21 protein-coding genes and 1 pseudogene are annotated in these 16294 nt (G+C 64.3%); 13 read left to right on the forward strand and 9 right to left on the reverse strand.

The genetic code is table 11. From position 1 onward, the window contains the following. Positions 1-119, forward strand: a pseudogene (locus GTK09_RS06215) (IS481 family transposase); the annotation flags it as partial. A gap of 264 nt (positions 120-383) precedes the next feature. Here the strand turns inward: GTK09_RS06215 and GTK09_RS06220 are convergent. After that, positions 384-650 (reverse strand): DUF1488 family protein, encoded by a 267-nt coding sequence (locus GTK09_RS06220; protein WP_163461996.1) that lies wholly within the window; start codon positions 648-650, stop codon positions 384-386. Between the two features lie 762 nt (positions 651-1412). Here GTK09_RS06220 and GTK09_RS06225 point away from each other — a divergent pair. From GTK09_RS06225 to GTK09_RS06235, 3 genes are read left to right on the forward strand one after another with little or no spacing between them, the layout of a single operon-like run. Further along, positions 1413-2075 (forward strand): CDP-alcohol phosphatidyltransferase family protein, encoded by a 663-nt coding sequence (locus tag GTK09_RS06225; RefSeq protein WP_163461998.1) that lies wholly within the window; start codon positions 1413-1415, stop codon positions 2073-2075. Then, positions 2072-2689, forward strand: a complete 618-nt coding sequence (locus tag GTK09_RS06230; protein WP_163462000.1) for a lysophospholipid acyltransferase family protein — start codon at positions 2072-2074, stop codon at positions 2687-2689. Before GTK09_RS06225 ends, GTK09_RS06230 begins: the two co-directional genes overlap by 4 nt. A 3-nt stretch (positions 2690-2692) precedes the next feature. Next, positions 2693-3634 carry a phosphatidate cytidylyltransferase gene (locus GTK09_RS06235; RefSeq protein ID WP_163462002.1) on the forward strand — a complete coding sequence of 314 codons (942 nt, stop codon included), beginning with the start codon at positions 2693-2695 and terminating at the stop codon, positions 3632-3634. Between the two features lie 96 nt (positions 3635-3730). On the opposite strand, the gene GTK09_RS06240 is transcribed toward GTK09_RS06235, so the two are convergent. The 6 genes from GTK09_RS06240 to dinB all read right to left on the reverse strand — a co-directional run bounded on the left by GTK09_RS06240 (position 3731) and on the right by dinB (position 8709). Beyond that, positions 3731-4156 carry a nuclear transport factor 2 family protein gene (locus GTK09_RS06240; RefSeq protein WP_163462004.1) on the reverse strand — a complete coding sequence of 142 codons (426 nt, stop codon included), beginning with the start codon at positions 4154-4156 and terminating at the stop codon, positions 3731-3733. Positions 4157-4282: 126 nt separating this feature from the next. After that, positions 4283-5026, reverse strand: coding sequence for an amino acid ABC transporter ATP-binding protein (locus GTK09_RS06245; RefSeq protein ID WP_163462006.1), 744 nt, complete (start codon positions 5024-5026; stop codon positions 4283-4285). Then, positions 5023-5703 (reverse strand): amino acid ABC transporter permease, encoded by a 681-nt coding sequence (locus GTK09_RS06250; RefSeq protein ID WP_163462393.1) that lies wholly within the window; start codon positions 5701-5703, stop codon positions 5023-5025. Before GTK09_RS06250 ends, GTK09_RS06245 begins: the two co-directional genes overlap by 4 nt. Before the next feature lie 86 nt (positions 5704-5789). Continuing rightward, complete coding sequence (locus GTK09_RS06255; protein WP_163462008.1) at positions 5790-6563, reverse strand: amino acid ABC transporter substrate-binding protein; 774 nt, start codon at positions 6561-6563, stop codon at positions 5790-5792. A gap of 219 nt (positions 6564-6782) precedes the next feature. After that, positions 6783-7514, reverse strand: a complete 732-nt coding sequence (locus GTK09_RS06260) for a haloacid dehalogenase type II (RefSeq protein ID WP_163462010.1) — start codon at positions 7512-7514, stop codon at positions 6783-6785. A gap of 100 nt (positions 7515-7614) precedes the next feature. After that, entirely contained in the window at positions 7615-8709 is a 1095-nt protein-coding gene (gene dinB / locus GTK09_RS06265) for a DNA polymerase IV (protein ID WP_246217761.1), read from the reverse strand. An 867-nt stretch (positions 8710-9576) separates the two neighbouring features. Here dinB and GTK09_RS06270 point away from each other — a divergent pair. Beyond that, positions 9577-9897, forward strand: coding sequence for a hypothetical protein (locus GTK09_RS06270; RefSeq protein WP_163462020.1), 321 nt, complete (start codon positions 9577-9579; stop codon positions 9895-9897). Here GTK09_RS06270 and GTK09_RS06275 read toward each other — a convergent pair. Next, a complete protein-coding gene (locus GTK09_RS06275) occupies positions 9894-10586 on the reverse strand; it encodes an XRE family transcriptional regulator (RefSeq protein WP_163462021.1) in 693 nt (230 codons plus the stop codon). The genes GTK09_RS06270 and GTK09_RS06275 overlap by 4 nt on opposite strands. Before the next feature lie 243 nt (positions 10587-10829). Here GTK09_RS06275 and GTK09_RS06280 point away from each other — a divergent pair, with 243 nt between their 5' ends. The 3 genes from GTK09_RS06280 to GTK09_RS06285 are packed head-to-tail and all read left to right on the forward strand — an operon-like array spanning position 10830 to position 11934. Continuing rightward, on the forward strand, positions 10830-11135 hold the full coding sequence (locus GTK09_RS06280; protein WP_163462022.1) for a helix-turn-helix domain-containing protein: 306 nt from the start codon (positions 10830-10832) through the stop codon (positions 11133-11135). After that, positions 11132-11254, forward strand: a complete 123-nt coding sequence (locus GTK09_RS27745) for a hypothetical protein (protein ID WP_281353343.1) — start codon at positions 11132-11134, stop codon at positions 11252-11254. Before GTK09_RS06280 ends, GTK09_RS27745 begins: the two co-directional genes overlap by 4 nt. Beyond that, positions 11251-11934 carry a hypothetical protein gene (locus tag GTK09_RS06285; RefSeq protein ID WP_163462023.1) on the forward strand — a complete coding sequence of 228 codons (684 nt, stop codon included), beginning with the start codon at positions 11251-11253 and terminating at the stop codon, positions 11932-11934. Before GTK09_RS27745 ends, GTK09_RS06285 begins: the two co-directional genes overlap by 4 nt. On the opposite strand, the gene GTK09_RS06290 is transcribed toward GTK09_RS06285, so the two are convergent. After that, positions 11911-12129, reverse strand: a complete 219-nt coding sequence (locus GTK09_RS06290) for a hypothetical protein (RefSeq protein WP_163462024.1) — start codon at positions 12127-12129, stop codon at positions 11911-11913. The two genes, GTK09_RS06285 and GTK09_RS06290, sit on opposite strands and share 24 nt — an antisense overlap. A 159-nt stretch (positions 12130-12288) precedes the next feature. On the opposite strand from GTK09_RS06290, the gene GTK09_RS06295 reads away from it, so the two are divergent. Genes GTK09_RS06295 through GTK09_RS06315 form a run of 5 tightly spaced genes read left to right on the forward strand, consistent with a single transcriptional unit; the run spans position 12289 to position 16277 of the window. Continuing rightward, entirely contained in the window at positions 12289-12540 is a 252-nt protein-coding gene (locus GTK09_RS06295; RefSeq protein WP_163462025.1) for a hypothetical protein, read from the forward strand. Next, positions 12537-13382 (forward strand): ParB N-terminal domain-containing protein, encoded by an 846-nt coding sequence (locus tag GTK09_RS06300; protein ID WP_163462028.1) that lies wholly within the window; start codon positions 12537-12539, stop codon positions 13380-13382. The genes GTK09_RS06295 and GTK09_RS06300 overlap by 4 nt, the downstream gene beginning before the upstream one ends. Positions 13383-13384: 2 nt before the next feature. After that, positions 13385-13873: a hypothetical protein gene (locus GTK09_RS06305; protein WP_163462030.1), complete on the forward strand. Its 489-nt coding sequence runs from the start codon at positions 13385-13387 to the stop codon at positions 13871-13873. Then, positions 13870-14082, forward strand: a complete 213-nt coding sequence (locus GTK09_RS06310) for a hypothetical protein (RefSeq protein ID WP_163462032.1) — start codon at positions 13870-13872, stop codon at positions 14080-14082. The genes GTK09_RS06305 and GTK09_RS06310 overlap by 4 nt, the downstream gene beginning before the upstream one ends. Next, positions 14079-16277, forward strand: coding sequence for a TnsB C-terminal domain-containing protein (locus GTK09_RS06315; protein ID WP_163462034.1), 2199 nt, complete (start codon positions 14079-14081; stop codon positions 16275-16277). The genes GTK09_RS06310 and GTK09_RS06315 overlap by 4 nt, the downstream gene beginning before the upstream one ends. Positions 16278-16294 lie beyond the last annotated feature (17 nt).

Here is a 16294-nt window from a genome sequence, read left to right on the forward strand (position 1 = left end):
AGGCCGATCTCGACGCCTGGCTCGTCCACTACAACACCGAACGCCCGCACCTCGGCTACCGCAACATGGGCCGTAGGCCAGTCGAAACCGTCATGTCATTCGTCAGTCAAGAAGCTTAAGTGGACACACGGTTCCCGTGGTCATGGGACACCCTTTCGTTACAAAGTCGCAGTAAGCCTAGAAGTATTTCTTGGCGGGAATTGATCGATTTTTCGCAGGAAATGCCGGAATTGAGTGTCGGGACTGCTCTCGATTCAATTCGATCATCCGCCTACCCAGGATGAATTGGGGTTTTTATTTAGATTTACAAGTGCCCGCGCGATCATCGCCCATACCGACATGATTGCCTGAGTCGCAGCCATCGCCGCGGGCCGGACGCCGGCTCAAGCAAAATCCTTGCCGGTGAGTACGTACATCTTCTTACGGCTGCGGGCATAGGCTTTCGCAGCAACCGTCAGGATGATCTCGCGCGCCGCGTCGAAGGCCTTCAGCAGGCCGGTTTCCGAACCAGTCTGCGCCGTTCCGCCCGAGGCAAGCGCGGCCTCTTCGACGAAGAAGGGCACCTCCATCATGCCGTCATAGCCCACGAAGCGGACCCGATGGCCATGCGCGTCGTAACTGCGCGATCGATTGGGGAAGGTGAGTGCCATGATGATGAACTTCTCGTGCTGGCGGGGAGCCGCCCCGCGGAAAATCCACGGGCGAAGGTGCCGATTCTGGACTGGGAACCGGTCTGCCAAGCAGGCCCGGCCGGGGCGGTCAGGAGCCTTTGATCTGCCACTGAGTTTTCCTCGCTCCGAGATTAGAGTCCCGATCCTTGATCGAAGGACGGAGTGATGAAGCGGAAGCGATTTACGGAAGAGGACATTATCACGAGTTGCAGCATTCTCGGAGTTATATATTTTTTATTTTATTTATACTTGTAGGAAATCGCGCAGTGCGTGACATCCGCCAGGACGGCGATCAGCTTTGCTACCGCTCGTGACATGTCACAAAGCGTCACGCGCCGCATCTCGCTAAGAGATCGATATAAGCCTTCTCACGACGGCGAGATTGGTCGTGGAGATCATCAACCACCAAGTCAAATGCCTGATACAGGAAATCGAGGAGATGTTTCCTGGCTCATACGATGATCAGGATAATGCACTGTAGATCATGCAATTCGCCTCGCGGAGAAGGCATCCTGCGCTGAAGAGACTGAAAACTCACCGCGCCTGCCAGTACCAACGTCGTCCCCCGCGGGGCCGTGAGGCGCATCCGGCGCGGTTCCAGATCCCCTTCATCGGCCTGATGACACCCCCCACTCACCCGGATCGAAATGCTTGCTCCAGGACGGCAGAGGCGGCTTGATTGGCACCGCCCGGCGTGAGACGTCTCCCGTGCGGTTGTGACCTGTTGCGAGGGAATGGCGAATGGCGACGGACGAAAGCAAAGGCAAGGCGCCGCTTGGCGATCGACGGCCTCTTGCCTCACGCGAACGGCCATGGGCGGGCCGGCTTCTGCGGTTTCTCCTTCGCACTCGAATGACCGCCAACCAGATCTCCGCGCTCGGCATCGTCTTTTCGCTGGCCGGCGCCGCAGCCTTCGTCTTCGCCGCGCGCCTGCCTCAGCCCGCCCTGTGGATCGTCGGCGCGCTGTGCATCCAGCTGCGTCTTGTCGCCAACCTGATGGACGGGCTGGTGGCGGTGGAGGGCGGCAGAGGCTCGACCAGCGGTGCGCTCTGGAACGAGGCTCCGGACCGTCTGGAGGACAGCCTGTTCCTCGTGGCTTTCGGCTATGCCCTGGGGGTGGGCTGGCTCGGCTGGCTTTCGGCTCTCTGTGCGGCGGTCGCCGCCTATGTCCGTCTTCTGGGGGGCACGGTGGGCCTGAAGCAGGATTTCCGCGGCCCGATGGCCAAGCAGCACCGCATGGCGGCCCTGACGCTCGCGGCCGGCGTCGCCTTCGCCGAAGCCTTTCTCGCCGCGAGCCATCCGGTTTCCACGGTGCTTCTCGCCCTGATCGCCCTCGGCACCATGGTGACCATCGGCCGCCGGCTGAAAAGCCAGGCCAAGGCTCTCGCCGGACAAGCCCGATGATCGCCGCGGCACGCCTCGTCCTCATTGCACTGACGCGCTTTCTTGTGGGTGGCCATGCGCGCTGGGTCGGGTCCGAGCCGACCTTCGAGCAGCGGATCTATTTCGCCAACCACGGCAGCCACCTGGATACGATCGTCCTTTGGGCGGCCCTTCCGGACGCGTTGCGGTCCGAGACGTCGCCGGTGGCGGCGCGCGATTACTGGGGAAAGGGGCGGCTCAGGCGTTTCGTGGCCCTCGATATCCTGGGCTGCGTTCTCGTCGAACGCCAGGCGCCGGCGGACAGCGATCCGCTGGCCCCCTTGACGGCGGCCCTGGCCGAGGGGCGTTCGCTGATCCTGTTTCCGGAGGGCACGCGCGGCGACGGTTCATCCATCATGCCGTTCAAATCCGGGCTCTACAATCTCGCCAACACCCATCCCGGCGTCCAGCTGATCCCGGTCTTTCTGGACAATCTTGCCCGGGCCTTTCCCAAGGGCGCCTATGTTCCCGCGCCGATCAGCTGTGCGGCGCGTTTCGGCGCTCCGCTGCGATTGCGGCAGGGCGAAGAGCGGCAGGCGTTTCTCACTCGAGCGCGTGAGGCCGTCGCCACGCTCGGCAGACCGGGGGAGGTCTGAGCCATGGATGATCGGCGTATCATCATCCTTCTCGCCGGCGTGATCGGCATCCTTCTGGCCGGTTCGCTTGCCTCCTTCGTGTTGTCGCGGCGCGCCCACAGCGAAGCCATGCAGACGACGGTTCGCAACCTCGAATCGCGGGTAAAGGCCTGGTGGGTGATGGTGGCGATCTTTGCCGCCGCCTTTCTTCTGGGGCCGACGGTGACGCTCATCCTCTTCGCGCTCACCTCGTTCTACTGCCTGCGCGAGATGATCACGCTGACGCCCACCCGTCCCGCCGACCACCGGGCGGTGGCGACGGCATTCTACGTGTTCATTCCCCTGCAATACTGGCTGATCTTCGACGAATGGCAGACGGTCTTCGCCATCGCGATCCCGGTTTATGCCTTTCTGCTCTTGCCGGTCCTGACCGTCCTCGCCGGCGAGACCGACCATTTCCTGGAGCGGACCGCCAAGCTGCAATGGGGTCTGATGCTGACGGTCTATTGCATCAGCCATGCGCCGGCGCTTCTGATTCTCGATATTCCCGGCCACGAGGGGGAGAACTTCCTCTGGCTGTTCTTCCTGATCGCCGTGGTGCAGCTCTCGGACGTCCTTCAGTATGTCTTTGGCAAGCTGTTCGGCCGGCACAAGGTCGCCCCGCGCATTTCGCCCGCCAAGACCTGGGAAGGGCTGATCGGCGGCGGCCTGTCGGCGGCGCTCGTCGGGGCCGGGCTGTTCTGGATCACGCCCTTCTCCCCGCTTCAGGCCGGTGGCATGGCGCTCGCCATCGTCGTCGCCGGCTTTTGCGGCGGGCTCGTGCTGTCAGCGATCAAGCGCTCGCTGGGCGCCAAGGACTGGGGTACGATGATCGAGGGCCACGGCGGGGCTCTGGACCGGATGGACTCCGTCACCTTCGCCGCGCCGATCTTTTTCCACCTGACGAACTACTTCTTCGTTCCGTGAGACGCCCTGTGGCCCGCCGTCGTTCACTCCATCCAGTGGCATGCTCCTTGATCGATTGCCGGCGACTTCGTCGGGCTTTCCTCCACTGAAGTCACTTCAGTCCCGCGTTATCGCCATCAGCGCCTTCGTCCCGTCGAAGACCTCGACCAGTTTTGCAAAGCGGTTGCCGTCGAAGGTCCACCAGTGGCCGAGCCAGGTGTGGGCAGTCTTGCCGGTGGCCTTGGCTCGAACCTTCACGATCGAGAAGACCGCCACCTCGTCCCTCTGTTCAATGAAGGTCTGCGGCTCATAAAAGAGAGGCTCCCAGTCGCGTTCCATCGCGTCGAAATACGCGCCGATCTCCTCGCGTCCGCGGTAGACGTCCGCGATCACCAGGGGATGCTCGGCCTTCTCGGTCTGCAGCGAATGGAGAACCGGATTGTCGGCGGCAAAATCCAGCCAGACGTTCCGGTCCGCGCCGGAACACTCCACCCAGCATCGATAGGCATGCCTCAGGATCGCGACGCGTTCGCTATCGGCCATGGCTTCCTCCCAGGATCGTCATCGACCAGATTACAATCGAGGAGGCTCATGCGCGAGGCGTTTCTTAAACGGCTCCTGCAGCCGGGAAGCGGCGCTTTCCTCCGTCGGGGGTGTCATGCGGTTCGCTTAAGCCCCCAAACTCCTGACGAAGCGGATGGTGCGCGGTTCGGTGGGCGCTCCGAAGATCGCGTCGGGCGCACCTTCCTCGACGATTTCGCCGGCCTCGAGAAAGGCGACGTGGCTCGCGAGGCTGCGGGCGAGTCTGAGGTCGTGCGTCGCCATCAGCATCGTCGCGCCGTCTTTCGCCAGCGTCCGCAGAACGTCCACCACCTCCTCGGCGAGCTCCGGATCGAGTGCCGACGTGGGCTCGTCACAGAGGATCAGGGCGGGCGAGGGGGCGAGCGCCCGAGCAATCGCCACGCGCTGCTGCTGACCGCCCGACAGCGTCGCCGGCCAGGCTTCCGCCTTCTCCGACATCCCCACTTGGTCGAGAAGCGCCATGGCCCGTTCGCGAGCCTTCGCCTTCGGCCATTTCTGCACCGTCACCAGCGCCTCCATGACGTTCTCGACGACCCGCTGGTGCGGAAAGAGCTGGAAGTTCTGGAAGATCATACCGGTGCGCCGACGCAGCCTGAGGACGTCCGACTGCGATGGTCGCCGCTTGCCCGAAAACTCCAGCCGGACGTCGCCGATCTCGACGGTGCCGGCATCGGGGGTCTCGAGCAGGTTGGCGCAGCGCAGGAGCGTGCTCTTGCCGCTTCCCGACGGCCCGATCAGGGCCGTCACGGCGCCTTCCTGTACCGCGAGGCTGACGCCTTTCAGGACGAGATTTCCCGAGAAGCTCTTTTCGATGCCGGACAGACGGATCATCGGGCCCGCTCCATGAACCCGCCATGACGCCCGAAGCGGACTTCCAGCCGGGCCTGCAGGGTCGTGAGAATGGAAGAGAAAATGAGATAGATCAGCGCCGCCTCGATATAGAGGATCAGCGGCTCGTAGGTCACGGCAACGATCCGCTGGGCCTGCTGGAAAAGCTCCGGCACGGTGATCGCCGCGGCGAGCGAGGTGTCCTTGACCAGGGAGATGAACGTGTTGCCGAGGGGCGGCACGGCGACACGCGTCGCCTGCGGCAGGATCGTCCGGCGGAGCGCCTGGCGCGTCGTCATGCCGATCGAGTAGGCGGCTTCCCACTGGCCTCTCGAGATCGAGGTCAGTGCGGCGCGGATGACCTCCGAGCTGTAGGCGCCGACATTCAGGGTAAAGCCGATCAACGCCGCTGGAAAGGCATCGATCAGAATGCCGGCGCTTGGCAGTCCGTAGAAGATGACGAAGAGCTGCACCAGAAGCGGCGTGCCGCGAATGATCCAGACATAGAAGCCGGCGACCGCCGCCAGCGGCTTCGGCGCGAACAGCCGCACCACCGCCGTCAGCAGCCCGACCCCAAGCCCGAGAACGAATGACAGGATCGCCAGCGGGACGGTGAAGACGAGCCCGGCACGCAAAAGCGGCCAGAACGACGTCAGCATCAATTGCAGCCAGTCGGGCAAAACGGCCTCTTTGCTCATGGGGTGTGGTCGTCATGGGATCCGACGGCAGCTCGCGCCGTGCCGCCGGATGAGAGCCGAGGGGTGTCCTACTGGGACACGTCCTCACCGAAATACTTGTCGGAGATCCGCTTGTAGGTGCCGTCGGCCTTGATGTCCTTCAAGGCGTCGTTGATGGCAACAACGAGGTCCGGATTACCCTTCTGAACGATGATGCCGGAGGCGGCGGCTTCCGATTGTGCCGCGACCGCCTCGACCGGCGCATCCGGCTGCTGCTTCTTGAAATCGAGGAAGGATAGGTTGTCGTTCACGGTCGCGTCGGCCCGACCGGTGATGACCAACTGGATCGACTGGTCGAAGCCCTCGGTCGCCACCAGGGTCGCTCCCGCATTCTCGGCTATCTTGCCATAATTCGAGGTCAGCGACTGGGCGGCGCGCTTGCCCTCCAGGTCCTCGAAACCCTTGATCTCCTCGTTGTCGTCCTTGACGATCAAGACCGCCTTCGAGACGATGTAGGGATCCGAGAAGTCGAAGCGCTGCTGGCGCTCGGGGGTGATGCCGACCTGGTTGATCACCGCGTCGTAGCGGTCGGCGCTGAGGCCGGCGATCAGCCCGTCCCATTTGCCCTCGACGAATTGCGGCTCGACGCCGAGGCGCTTGGCGACCTCCTCGCCGATCTCGACGTCGAAGCCGACCAGCTTGCCCGAGGCGTCGTGATAGGTGAAGGGCGCGTAGGTGCCCTCCGTGCCGACGCGGAAGACGCCGGACTGCTTGATGTCATCAAGGCTGCCGGCGAAAGCTGAGGATGCGGGGGTGGCCGCGAGGATTGCGAGCGAAACGAGAGCGAAGAGGCGCTTCTTCATGAGATTCTTTCCTGATCGGATTGGTTGAGCCGTATCTGAGCCGTGGGCATTCCGTTCGCAAGGAACGCGGTTCTCCTGAAGGGCCTGCCGCGGAGAACTTTTGTCTTCTCTCTGAAGAGAGCTCCGGCGAGCGCCGCTCGGTGCGGTGAGCCGTTGATCGCTGTCAGATGCGATTGGGCAGGCTGAAGGGCTGGCGAAAAGGGATCGATCTTTCGCCCATCATCCACAGCCAAGGACTTCGGCGACCTCCAGCAACGAGCCAGCGATCACATCCCAGTTCGACCGGGGCTCGAGATCGCTGGTCTGAGCCGGCCCGTGCTCCCGCGGGCGTCGCACGAAAACCGTGCGAAAGCCGAGCGCCCGCGCCGCGGCGAGATCCTCGTTGTGGGCGGCGACCATGGCGATGCGCTCGGGCGGAAGGCCGACGGCCGCGGCCGATTTGAGGTAGGTCTCGGGCTGTGGCTTATAGCTTTTCGCCACCTCGGCGCCGACGATGATGTCCCAGGGAAGCCCCCCGAACCGCGCAAGCTTCATCATGCCGGCCATGTGTCCATTCGAAATGGGGCCGATCGCGAAGCGGCGCTTCAGGCGCGTCAGACCCTCGACGCTGTCCGGCCAAGGGTCGAGCCTCTCCCAGGCGAGGTTCAGGTCGATAAGTTCGGTTTCCGGAATCTGCCCGACGTCTACCCCGTGGCGCGAAAGCACGGTTTCCAGGTTTTCGCGGTTGAGGACGTCGAGCTTCACCCAAGGGCGCTCTCCCGAGCGCACGCGCTCCATGGCCGGCTGGTAGAGCGCGCGCCACTCGTCGGCGAACCGGTATGGGTCCACATGAACACCGTGTCGCCTCAGGAAGGGCTCAGCCAAGCGCGTGACGCTCGACCGCCAGTCGACGACCGTGCCGAAGACGTCGAAGCCGAGAAACGCCACCTGCTCGAACGGGTCCTCTATCATGGCGCGCCTTTTTGGTTGGTTGGCCATCTCAGGGAGTGCCGGCCTGCCCTGGTCAATGCATGGGAGGGTCACTCCCATGCTGAGGAGCGCCAGCCTTGCATCACAGAGGCAACGCGAACTGGACCGTTTCGGTTCGCATCGAAGCTTCGGTCGTCAGCCCTGACAATGTTACGCCAAGCAGCCGGACGCCGCGAGGGTCCGCCGGGAGCTCGCCGAGCAGACGAAAGGCCGCCTGTTCGATGGACATTCGGGACGTGACGGGCCGGGGCGATGAGAGGGCGCGGGTGATCTGCCGGAAGTCGGCGTATTTCACCTTCAGCGTCACGGTCCGGCCGCGCGTTCCCGTCTTCTCGCAATGACGCCAGACCTTGTCGATGATCGGTCCGAGTGCCTCCCGCATCGCCTCCTGGGAGTGGAGATCCGCCGAGAAGGTGTTCTCCGCCCCGACCGACTTGCGGATGCGATTGGCCCGGACCGGACGCTCGTCGATGCCGCGGGAGATGCCGAAGTAGTAGGGACCGATCTTGCCGAAGTGCTCCCGCAGAAAGGCGAGGGACTGCGCCTTGAGATCGGCTCCCGTGTGGATGCCCAGGCGTTCCATCTTGGCGGCGGTTGCCGGGCCGATGCCGTGGAAGTGCCCGACGGGCAGGTGTTCGACAAAGCTCTCGCCTTCGGCCGGCGTGACGACGAATAGCCCGTCAGGCTTGCGATGGTCGGAGGCGAGCTTGGCGAGGAACTTGTTGTAGGAAACGCCCGCGGAGGCGGTGAGGCCCGTCGCTTCGCGGATGCGGCGCCGAATGATCTCCGCGATCACGGTTGCCGACGAGATCGCCTGCTTGTTGGTCGTGACGTCGAGATAGGCCTCGTCCAGCGAGAGGGGCTCGATGAGATCGGTATGCTCTGCGAAGATCGCCCGGATCTCGGCCGAGACAGCCTTGTAGACATCGAAACGCGGCTTCACGAAGATGAGGTCCGGGCACCACCGTTTCGCGGTGACGGAGGGCATGGCCGAACGCACGCCGAACGCGCGCGCCTCGTAACTCGCCGCCGCGACGACACCCCGCTCGGCCGAGCCACCGACGGCAACGGGCTTGCCGCGCAGCGCGGGATCGTCCCTCTGCTCCACCGACGCATAGAAGGCGTCCATGTCGACATGGATGATCTTGCGTGGCCGGGGGCATGCAGAGGCCTGCATGACGTCCGCGGTTGCTTCTCCATGCTCGCGTCCCGCCGAGGCGGTCATCTCGCCTCTCCGTCCGTATATCGCATCGGAGCTGCACCTTTCGACTATTCCACCGGCGTTCGTCGCCGCTGAACGGGATCAAGTACCAGAAATTCTCCATCCATCTCAAGAACATAAGGAGAACCCAACCGCAACCCACGAGGTGTGCTCTTCCGATCAGAACCGATGCCACGCATGGCGACCAGCTGAAGGCGCACCAGGGTGTTCGTCTCTCCGCTCATCGACGACGGATACGCGGAAGGGCAGGACCGGCGCCGAGCGAAGCGGCTTCAAAGGCGACGAGGAAGCCCCCCGCATCGGCCGGCCGGACAGGAGCTCTTCACGAAGCAAGATGGCGCTGTCCCGCTCGTGGAGGCGCGACAGCGGGATCTCGGGGCCGGCCGACTCGCTCCGCTCGTTGTCATCAGGAGCAATCATTCACGGCCGACGTGCTGTAACGCGCAAGATCAGATGCGAATTGCCGGGATTAGGCGGGATCGGCCGGAATTTCGTGGTATGAGGCCGCATTTTCCGGGGGTTCCGGGGCGTGTTTAGGGCACCGAGCGCCGTTCAGGGCGCGCAAGTTCAAACGCGAATGTTCCTGAATGAACGCTGCGACGAGCGTGTCGACGAGGCGCGCGGTCGAGGCGATGGATTGCCGCAGAAGTGGCTTGGATAGCGCCTTTTGGGCTCGCAAACCCTTCGTCAGACCTCGGTGCGGTCGGACGCAGCCGATGGCGCAACTTCAAACGGCATCGGCGCTGAAAACAGCCAGTTTGACTCTCGCCTCCAAAGGAGAACATATAAAGAACGTGCGGCGTAGTCCTATGGAGAAAGCCATTGCGCAAGAGACCCTTACCCACGAACGGTCAGCCGGTGAAGGAATTCATGGTCTGTCCGCCGGACATGTTGTCATTCGATCAGAAGACGCGTGAGCGCTTCGTCGCGCACATGGCGCGGCGGTTCCCGGATCGCACATTCACCGTCCTTTCCGGCGCCAATGTCGCGCTCCGGTACGAGTATCTGATCCTGCCGGTGATGGGCTCGGTCGGCGACGGCGGCGAGCTCTTCGACGAGCCGTCGCAAGCGTTTATCGCCGAGCTGTACGAGACCGCCGATGCTTTCGAGGCGGCGCCCGAGCGCGAGCGGCTGGCGAGCTAGATCGAGCCCCCTGCCCAGAACACCCGTCCGGCCACGTGCAGCTCAGCCACCTCGCCGGACGGGACCAGCTCGTCTTCATAGATGTCGCGGTTGTCGCTGCGCAGAATGACCGAGCCGTCGCGCTTCAAGATCACGCGCTTGACGATCAAAAGCCCCGAAAAAACAACGGCATAGATTCTGCTGTCGACGATCCGGTCAATCCCCGTGTCGACGAGGACGGTGTCACCGTCCTTGAAGGTCGGCAGCATGGAATCGCCGTGGATGTCGAGCAGCCGGACCGATGAGGGCTCGACCCCTTGCGCCCGCAGCCACGCGCTGTGGAAGCCGAAATAGCTGACATCACCATCGGCGATCTGCACGAGCGCGCCTGGCCCGGCGTCGGCGCGGGTGCCGATGCGCGGGACTATGGCGATGCGCCCGTCGTCGACCATGATCGGCGCCCCGCTGACAGGCGCGAGAGCCGTCGCTTGGTCTGCCGGATCGCCTGTAAGCAACTGATGAACATCAATTCCCAGTTTGCCTATGCCGGCCAGGACCTCAGCCCCGGGACGAGATTTACCTGCCTCATATTTCTCCCATGAGGGAAGCGATACGCCGGCTCTATCCGCGATCTCCTTTTGAGAAAGCCCCATCTTTTTACGGGCATCCCTCAAACGAGCGGGAAAACCCGGATCAATCGTCAGAGACATCAGCGTCGAGCCCGAACTGTCGGCCTCGACGACTCTTGCGCTCGATCGTGTTTAACGCGAGTTCGCGCAGTAAATTCAAAGCCATACGATCGTACGGTCAGTGAGCTGGGAATGGCGGAACTGTCGGCCATAAGATCGTATTGACACCCGTAATATTCGATGGCAAGGTTAACGCCACGAACTGTTGCACCACACCCCGCAAAAGACCGCCTCCTCACAAGCCGGTCTCATCCGAGGAACCTGATGGCGAAGCCTCGACCCTGGACCCCCAAAAGGATCCGCGCGGCCCTTCTCGACCGCGACCTGACGCTGACGAAACTCGCCAAGCGCGAAGGCCTCTGGGACTCCGCCTGCAGGGAGGCCGTCTCGACCAGCGGCAACACCCGCGGCCAGCAAGCCATCTCCCGCGCCCTCGGCGTGCCGCTGTGGGAGCTCTTCCCCCACAAGTTCCGCAAGCCGACGGACGAGGCCGACCATAGCCGCAACGGGTGTGGTGGCGAAAGGCAAAAGCGTGGCGTCACATCTTCCAGCGAGAGGGCTTCGGCATGAGCTGGCTGTCGGCGTTAACCACGGCGGCCGCCAGGCCGGAGGCGGCGATGCTCGCCATGGCCTACGGGCTCGCGCTGATCGCGCTCAGTGGCGCGCTGTGGTGGAGGGACCGGGCGTGACCTCTCCTTTCACCAAACTCCGTCGCATCGTCGCTGAGATCCGCGAAGGCGATCCGATCCTGCGCTCGCGGCTCGGCCGCGCCCGCATCGTCGAGGCGACGCTCGACCAATCCCCACTCCCGCAACCCGCCGCAGCTGAAGGAACGTCCATGAGCGAGACCAGCGACTTCATTGCCCAATGCGAGGCTTTCGCCCGGAAGTTCCCTGCGGCGACCCTCAGCGAGGGCGATCCGACCGGGGCGGTCGAGGGGGCGTTCTCCACCGATCGCCACGCGCGCCAGACGGCCGGGATCCGAATGAAGCTGGCCGCCCGCCAGCGGATCGACGAGATCCTGGCCGACGACCTCGCCGCGACGACGGCAGCGAAGGCTCGCGTCGCAGAAGAGGAGGAGAACGCTCGGAACCGTGAGCTTCTCCAGCGCATCACTGCCTCGATCATGGGCTGCACCGAGGACGACGACGCGGAACCAGCCGGCAACGCGGCTTCGGTGGAGGCGGCGCCCGCCGAAGCGAGCGCCGTCGTTCAACGTGCGCAGCGGGTCGCACGGCTCATCGAGATGATCGAGGCGGAGTTCGGCCCCTTCTCAGGCGCGACGAACGCCGACACCAGTCGGGTGCTGATCGATACCGCGGTTCAGGTCTTCGGCCCCAGCCACCTACGTAGCATTCTGGGGCTTTGATCCCGTGAGCCCGTCGATCTCAATCTTCAGCTTGTCGATCCATGCTTCGATCTCCTCCTTTCGATCGGGCTCCGGATGGCTCGCTGTCGGCTTCTTGCCCGCGATCACCAATCGGGCGGCGATCTCGACGAGCTTGAGGGCGGTTTCTTCCTTCATTGCAATTTCTCCCGTGTCGGTTGTTGGCACTCCGATCATGAGGGAAACGCGCCACCTGCGACAGTGGTGGGGCGGCGGGGCTACCCGTATTTCCTCCCGAACAACTGCGGACGGTCTCGCTTCGGCGAGCCGTCCGGCTCTTTGCCTCATCCCCGTCGCGCCTCCGGCGCTCCACGCCTCTTGTCGGGCGCCCGTTGCATGACGGCGGGCGAGTTCATGGCCGCCTGCACCTCCTTCGCCCGCCGGCATCCGGCGGCGGTGCTGGAGATGGCCGCGCCGGAACTCGCCGTCGATCCCCGGGCCTCGGCCCGTCACGTCCGCAGCACGGTGCTTCAGGCCCGCAAGCGGATGATCACCACCGCCAAACTCACACTGCGCACCGCGGCGATCGCCAGCGAGGGTGCCACCGATCCCGACCTCTTCACCACGCCAGAGAGACTGACCGCATGACATCGATTTCCATTTCCTCGATCGACACCGCGAACCGGCTCCGGACCCTCGATCCCGACTGGGTCGCGGTGCTCGCCGAAGAGATCGCCGTCGACGGGCTCGTCGAGCCGATCCGGGTCGCCCAGCGGGGCAACGGCTACAAGCTGATCACCGGCGCGCGCCGCATCGCCGCGCATCTGAAGCTCGGCTGGGACGAGATCGAGGCAACCATTGAGGACGAGGCCGATTTCGCCGACGACACGGCCGTCCGGCTCGCCGAGATCAAGGGTCATATGCTGCGGGGCGATCTGACCGCGCTCGACCGGGCGGTTACCGTGTCGGCCTGGTGCGACCTCTATAAGGCCGAGAACGGGAGCGCCAAGCCCGGCCGCAAGGCCAAGCTCGCCGTCGTCGAGGGCAGCTCGGACGAAGCGCTGGAGGAAATGAGTGTCACGATGACACTCAATTGGTCCGATGCCGCGCAAAGCGCGCTCCGTCTCGGACGCAAGACGCTGTTCCGGCACCTCAAGATTGCCCGGAAGATCGACGCCGACCTGCGCGCCCGGATCGCGCTCCACCCGATCGCCAATTCCCAGCGCGACCTAATGGCTCTCGCTGAAATGACGCCGGTGCGCCAGAGCGCGATCGTCGATCTGCTGACGAGCGACCCTGCCAAGGCGGAGACCGTCGCGGAGGCGATCGCCAAGCTCGACGAGGCGCCCACGCTCATCAAGCCGAGCCGCGTCGACAAGCTGGTCGAGCGCTTCTCGGGACTCGGCGAGACGGACAAGTTCAAGTTCTTCGATCGCAATGCCGATCTGATCGAGGCTTGGTTCGCGCGCCGCCGCAAGAAGGCGGCCTGACGATGGCGCGCGCCCGCGACACCCAGACCCTCGATATTTTCGACTGGCAGCCGCCGCAGGTGGCGGTCGGCTACGACGAGGACGTGGCCGGTCGCGGGCCGCTCGACATGAAGATCGCCCGCATCCTGTCGCGCGCCCTGCAGGAATATCAGGACGAGACAGGCCTCTCGCGAGGCGAGGTCGCCACCAAGATCGGCGAGCATCTCGATCGGATCGTCACCAAAAACACGGTCTACAAGTGGACCTCGCCCAGCGCGACGGAAAACCGGATCCATCTCGACGAGTTCGCCGCCGTCATCCACGTGACCGGCAAGACCGATCTCCTGGGCTTCCTGCCGGGCCTGTTCGGCTACGCCGTCGTTTCCTCCGAGCACAAGGAAATCATCCGAAATCACGAGATGCGCGAGCACAAGAAGCGCATTGAGACATATCATGCCGAGCTGGACGCGCAGATCGCCGCCAGCGACGCGCGACTGCGGGGGCGGCGATGAGCAAAATTTCCCTCGCCTCCCAGATCTCCGCCGTCGAGGCCGCGGCCCAAGGCAAGCAGGCCACGATGACGCGCGGCCAGCGCGAGTTGCACGAGACGCATCTGGCAGCTGCGGTGAAGACGCTGCGCTGGGTCGCGGAGCACGAAGAGACTATTCGTGGCAACGCCATGAACCGGCAAGCTTGGCGGATGATCGAGGCCCAGTCATGAAAGAATGGCTGACGGCGCGCGAGATCGCCGAGGAGAAGCTGCCGGAGCTTCCCTCCAACCGTACTGCGATGATCGCCTTTGCCGAGCGCGAGGGTTGGAACGACCATCCGCTGGCCCGCAAGCGGGCGGGCCGCGGCGGCGGCATGGAATACCATATCCGGCTTTTGCCGCTGATGGCGCAGATCTACTACAAGCGCCGCTGGCTGCGGCTCGGAGCGGTCGACATGCCGCCGGCGGCGAACGACGAAGCCCGGCCGGTCGAAAACGCGGCAAGCCGGCGCGAGGCCCTCAACCGGGACAGCCGTCTAGCCGTCCTGAAGCTCTATGACGGCTTCCGGCAGGGCTTCACGGGCATGGAGAAGTACGCCCTCCAGACGTTCGTCCTCAGCTACAATTCGCGCAAGCTCCACATTCCGGAGTGGCTGGCCGAGGCGATGCCGGAGATTACGCGCGACCAGGTCCGCCGCTGGTCCGGCAAGAAGAAGAAGGGGCAGGCGCTCGGATTCGACCGCGGCGCCGCCCGCAAGGGCACGGGCGTCCTCGACACGGCCAACGAAGGCGCGGTCAGGATCTTCATCCTCGGCCTCATCGCCCATGCGCCGCACCTGTCGGCGGGTGAAATTCGTCGACAGGTTCGCGGCGAGTTCGGCGACACGCTCGAAGCCATTTCAAAAGGCGCTCCAAAGACCATTCCGGTGCCGCCGATCCGGACCTTCCAGCACTTCTTGAAGGCGCAGAAGCAGGAGCACCGGGCCGAACTGCTGATGATCACCAATCCCGACGGCTTCCGCTCGACGATGGCGATGTCCGGCACCGGCTCGCTTTCGTACATCACCGAGCCGAACCAGATGTGGCAGATCGATGCCTCGCCGGTGGACGCCATCTGCACGGATGGCCGGCAGACCGTCTATGCCTGCATCGACATCGCGACCCGCCGGGCGATCTTCTACATCTCGCCGACCCCCACGGCCGAGGCCGTGGGCCTGCTCATCCGCCGGGCAATCCTCGCCTGGGGCGTGCCGGAAGAGATCAAGTGCGACAACGGCTCGGATTTCATGGCCGTGGCGACGCAGCGGCTCCTCGCCGCCCTCAACATCACCCTGACGCCCTCCGACCCTTACGCCCCCCAGCAGAAGGGCTTCGTCGAGCGGGTCATCAGGACCTTCCAGCACCGGCTGGTGGCGACGCTGCCCGGCTACGTCGGCCATTCGGTGGCCGACCGGAAGGTGATCGAAAACCGCAAGAGCTTCGACAAGCGGCTCGGGCGAGACGATGCCACGATCTTCGGCGTGACGCTGTCCGGCGCCGAGTTGCAGACGATCTGCGATCGTTGGGCCGAGACCGACTATCAGCACAGCCCGCATTCCGGCCTCGGCGGAAAGACGCCGTTCCAGGTCGCCGCATCGAGCCATCACACCGTGCGCCGAATCGAGGATCCGCGCATCCTCGACATTCTGCTCTCGCCGGTCGCGGGGAAAGACGGGCTGCGCACCGTCACCAAGTTCGGCGTCCGGATCGAGGACAACTTTTACAAGGACGAGAGCGGCACAATCCTGCCCGGGCGGCAGGTGTTCGTCCGGCGCGATCCCAACGACGTCGGTCGTATCCTGCTATTCGATCCGGCCGACGGTCGATTCCTGGACGAGGCGATCTGCGGTGAGATCGCCGGCATCGACATGAAGACGCGGACGAAGGCGAAGAAGGAACTGCGGGCGGAGTATCTGCGCGAGAAGACGGCGCCGATCATCAAGGCCGCGAGGGACATCGCCAAGGGCCCGGCCCTGCACGAGCGCTCGCAACAGGTCGCGATGCGCGACATGCCGAATGTCACCCCCCTGCCGAAGCCCGAGGTTACCCATACGACGCCGGAAATCGCCGCCGCATTGGCCGCGGCCGAACACGGCAAGCGCAAGCCGAAGGCAGCCAAGCCGCTCGAAGGCCGTGCAGCGGAAATTCACGACCAGATCCAGCGCGATCTCAGCGCTGACGCAGCGCCACGCAAAGCCACCAACGTCGTGCAGCTGGACACCCGCGAAACTCGCTGGCGCCGCGCGCTGGCGATCGAGGCTTCCATGGAAGCGGGAGCCGACATCCCAGCCGACGATGCGCGCTGGCTGATGGGCTACCGCGACGACCCCGAATACCGCGTGATGAAGCGGATGAGCGCCGAGCATGGCAGCGCTTTGAGCTTCTGACGGGAACCGTCGCCGGC

This window comes from Jiella pacifica, assembly GCF_010500815.1.
GTDB classification, from domain to species: domain Bacteria; phylum Pseudomonadota; class Alphaproteobacteria; order Rhizobiales; family Rhizobiaceae; genus Jiella; species Jiella pacifica.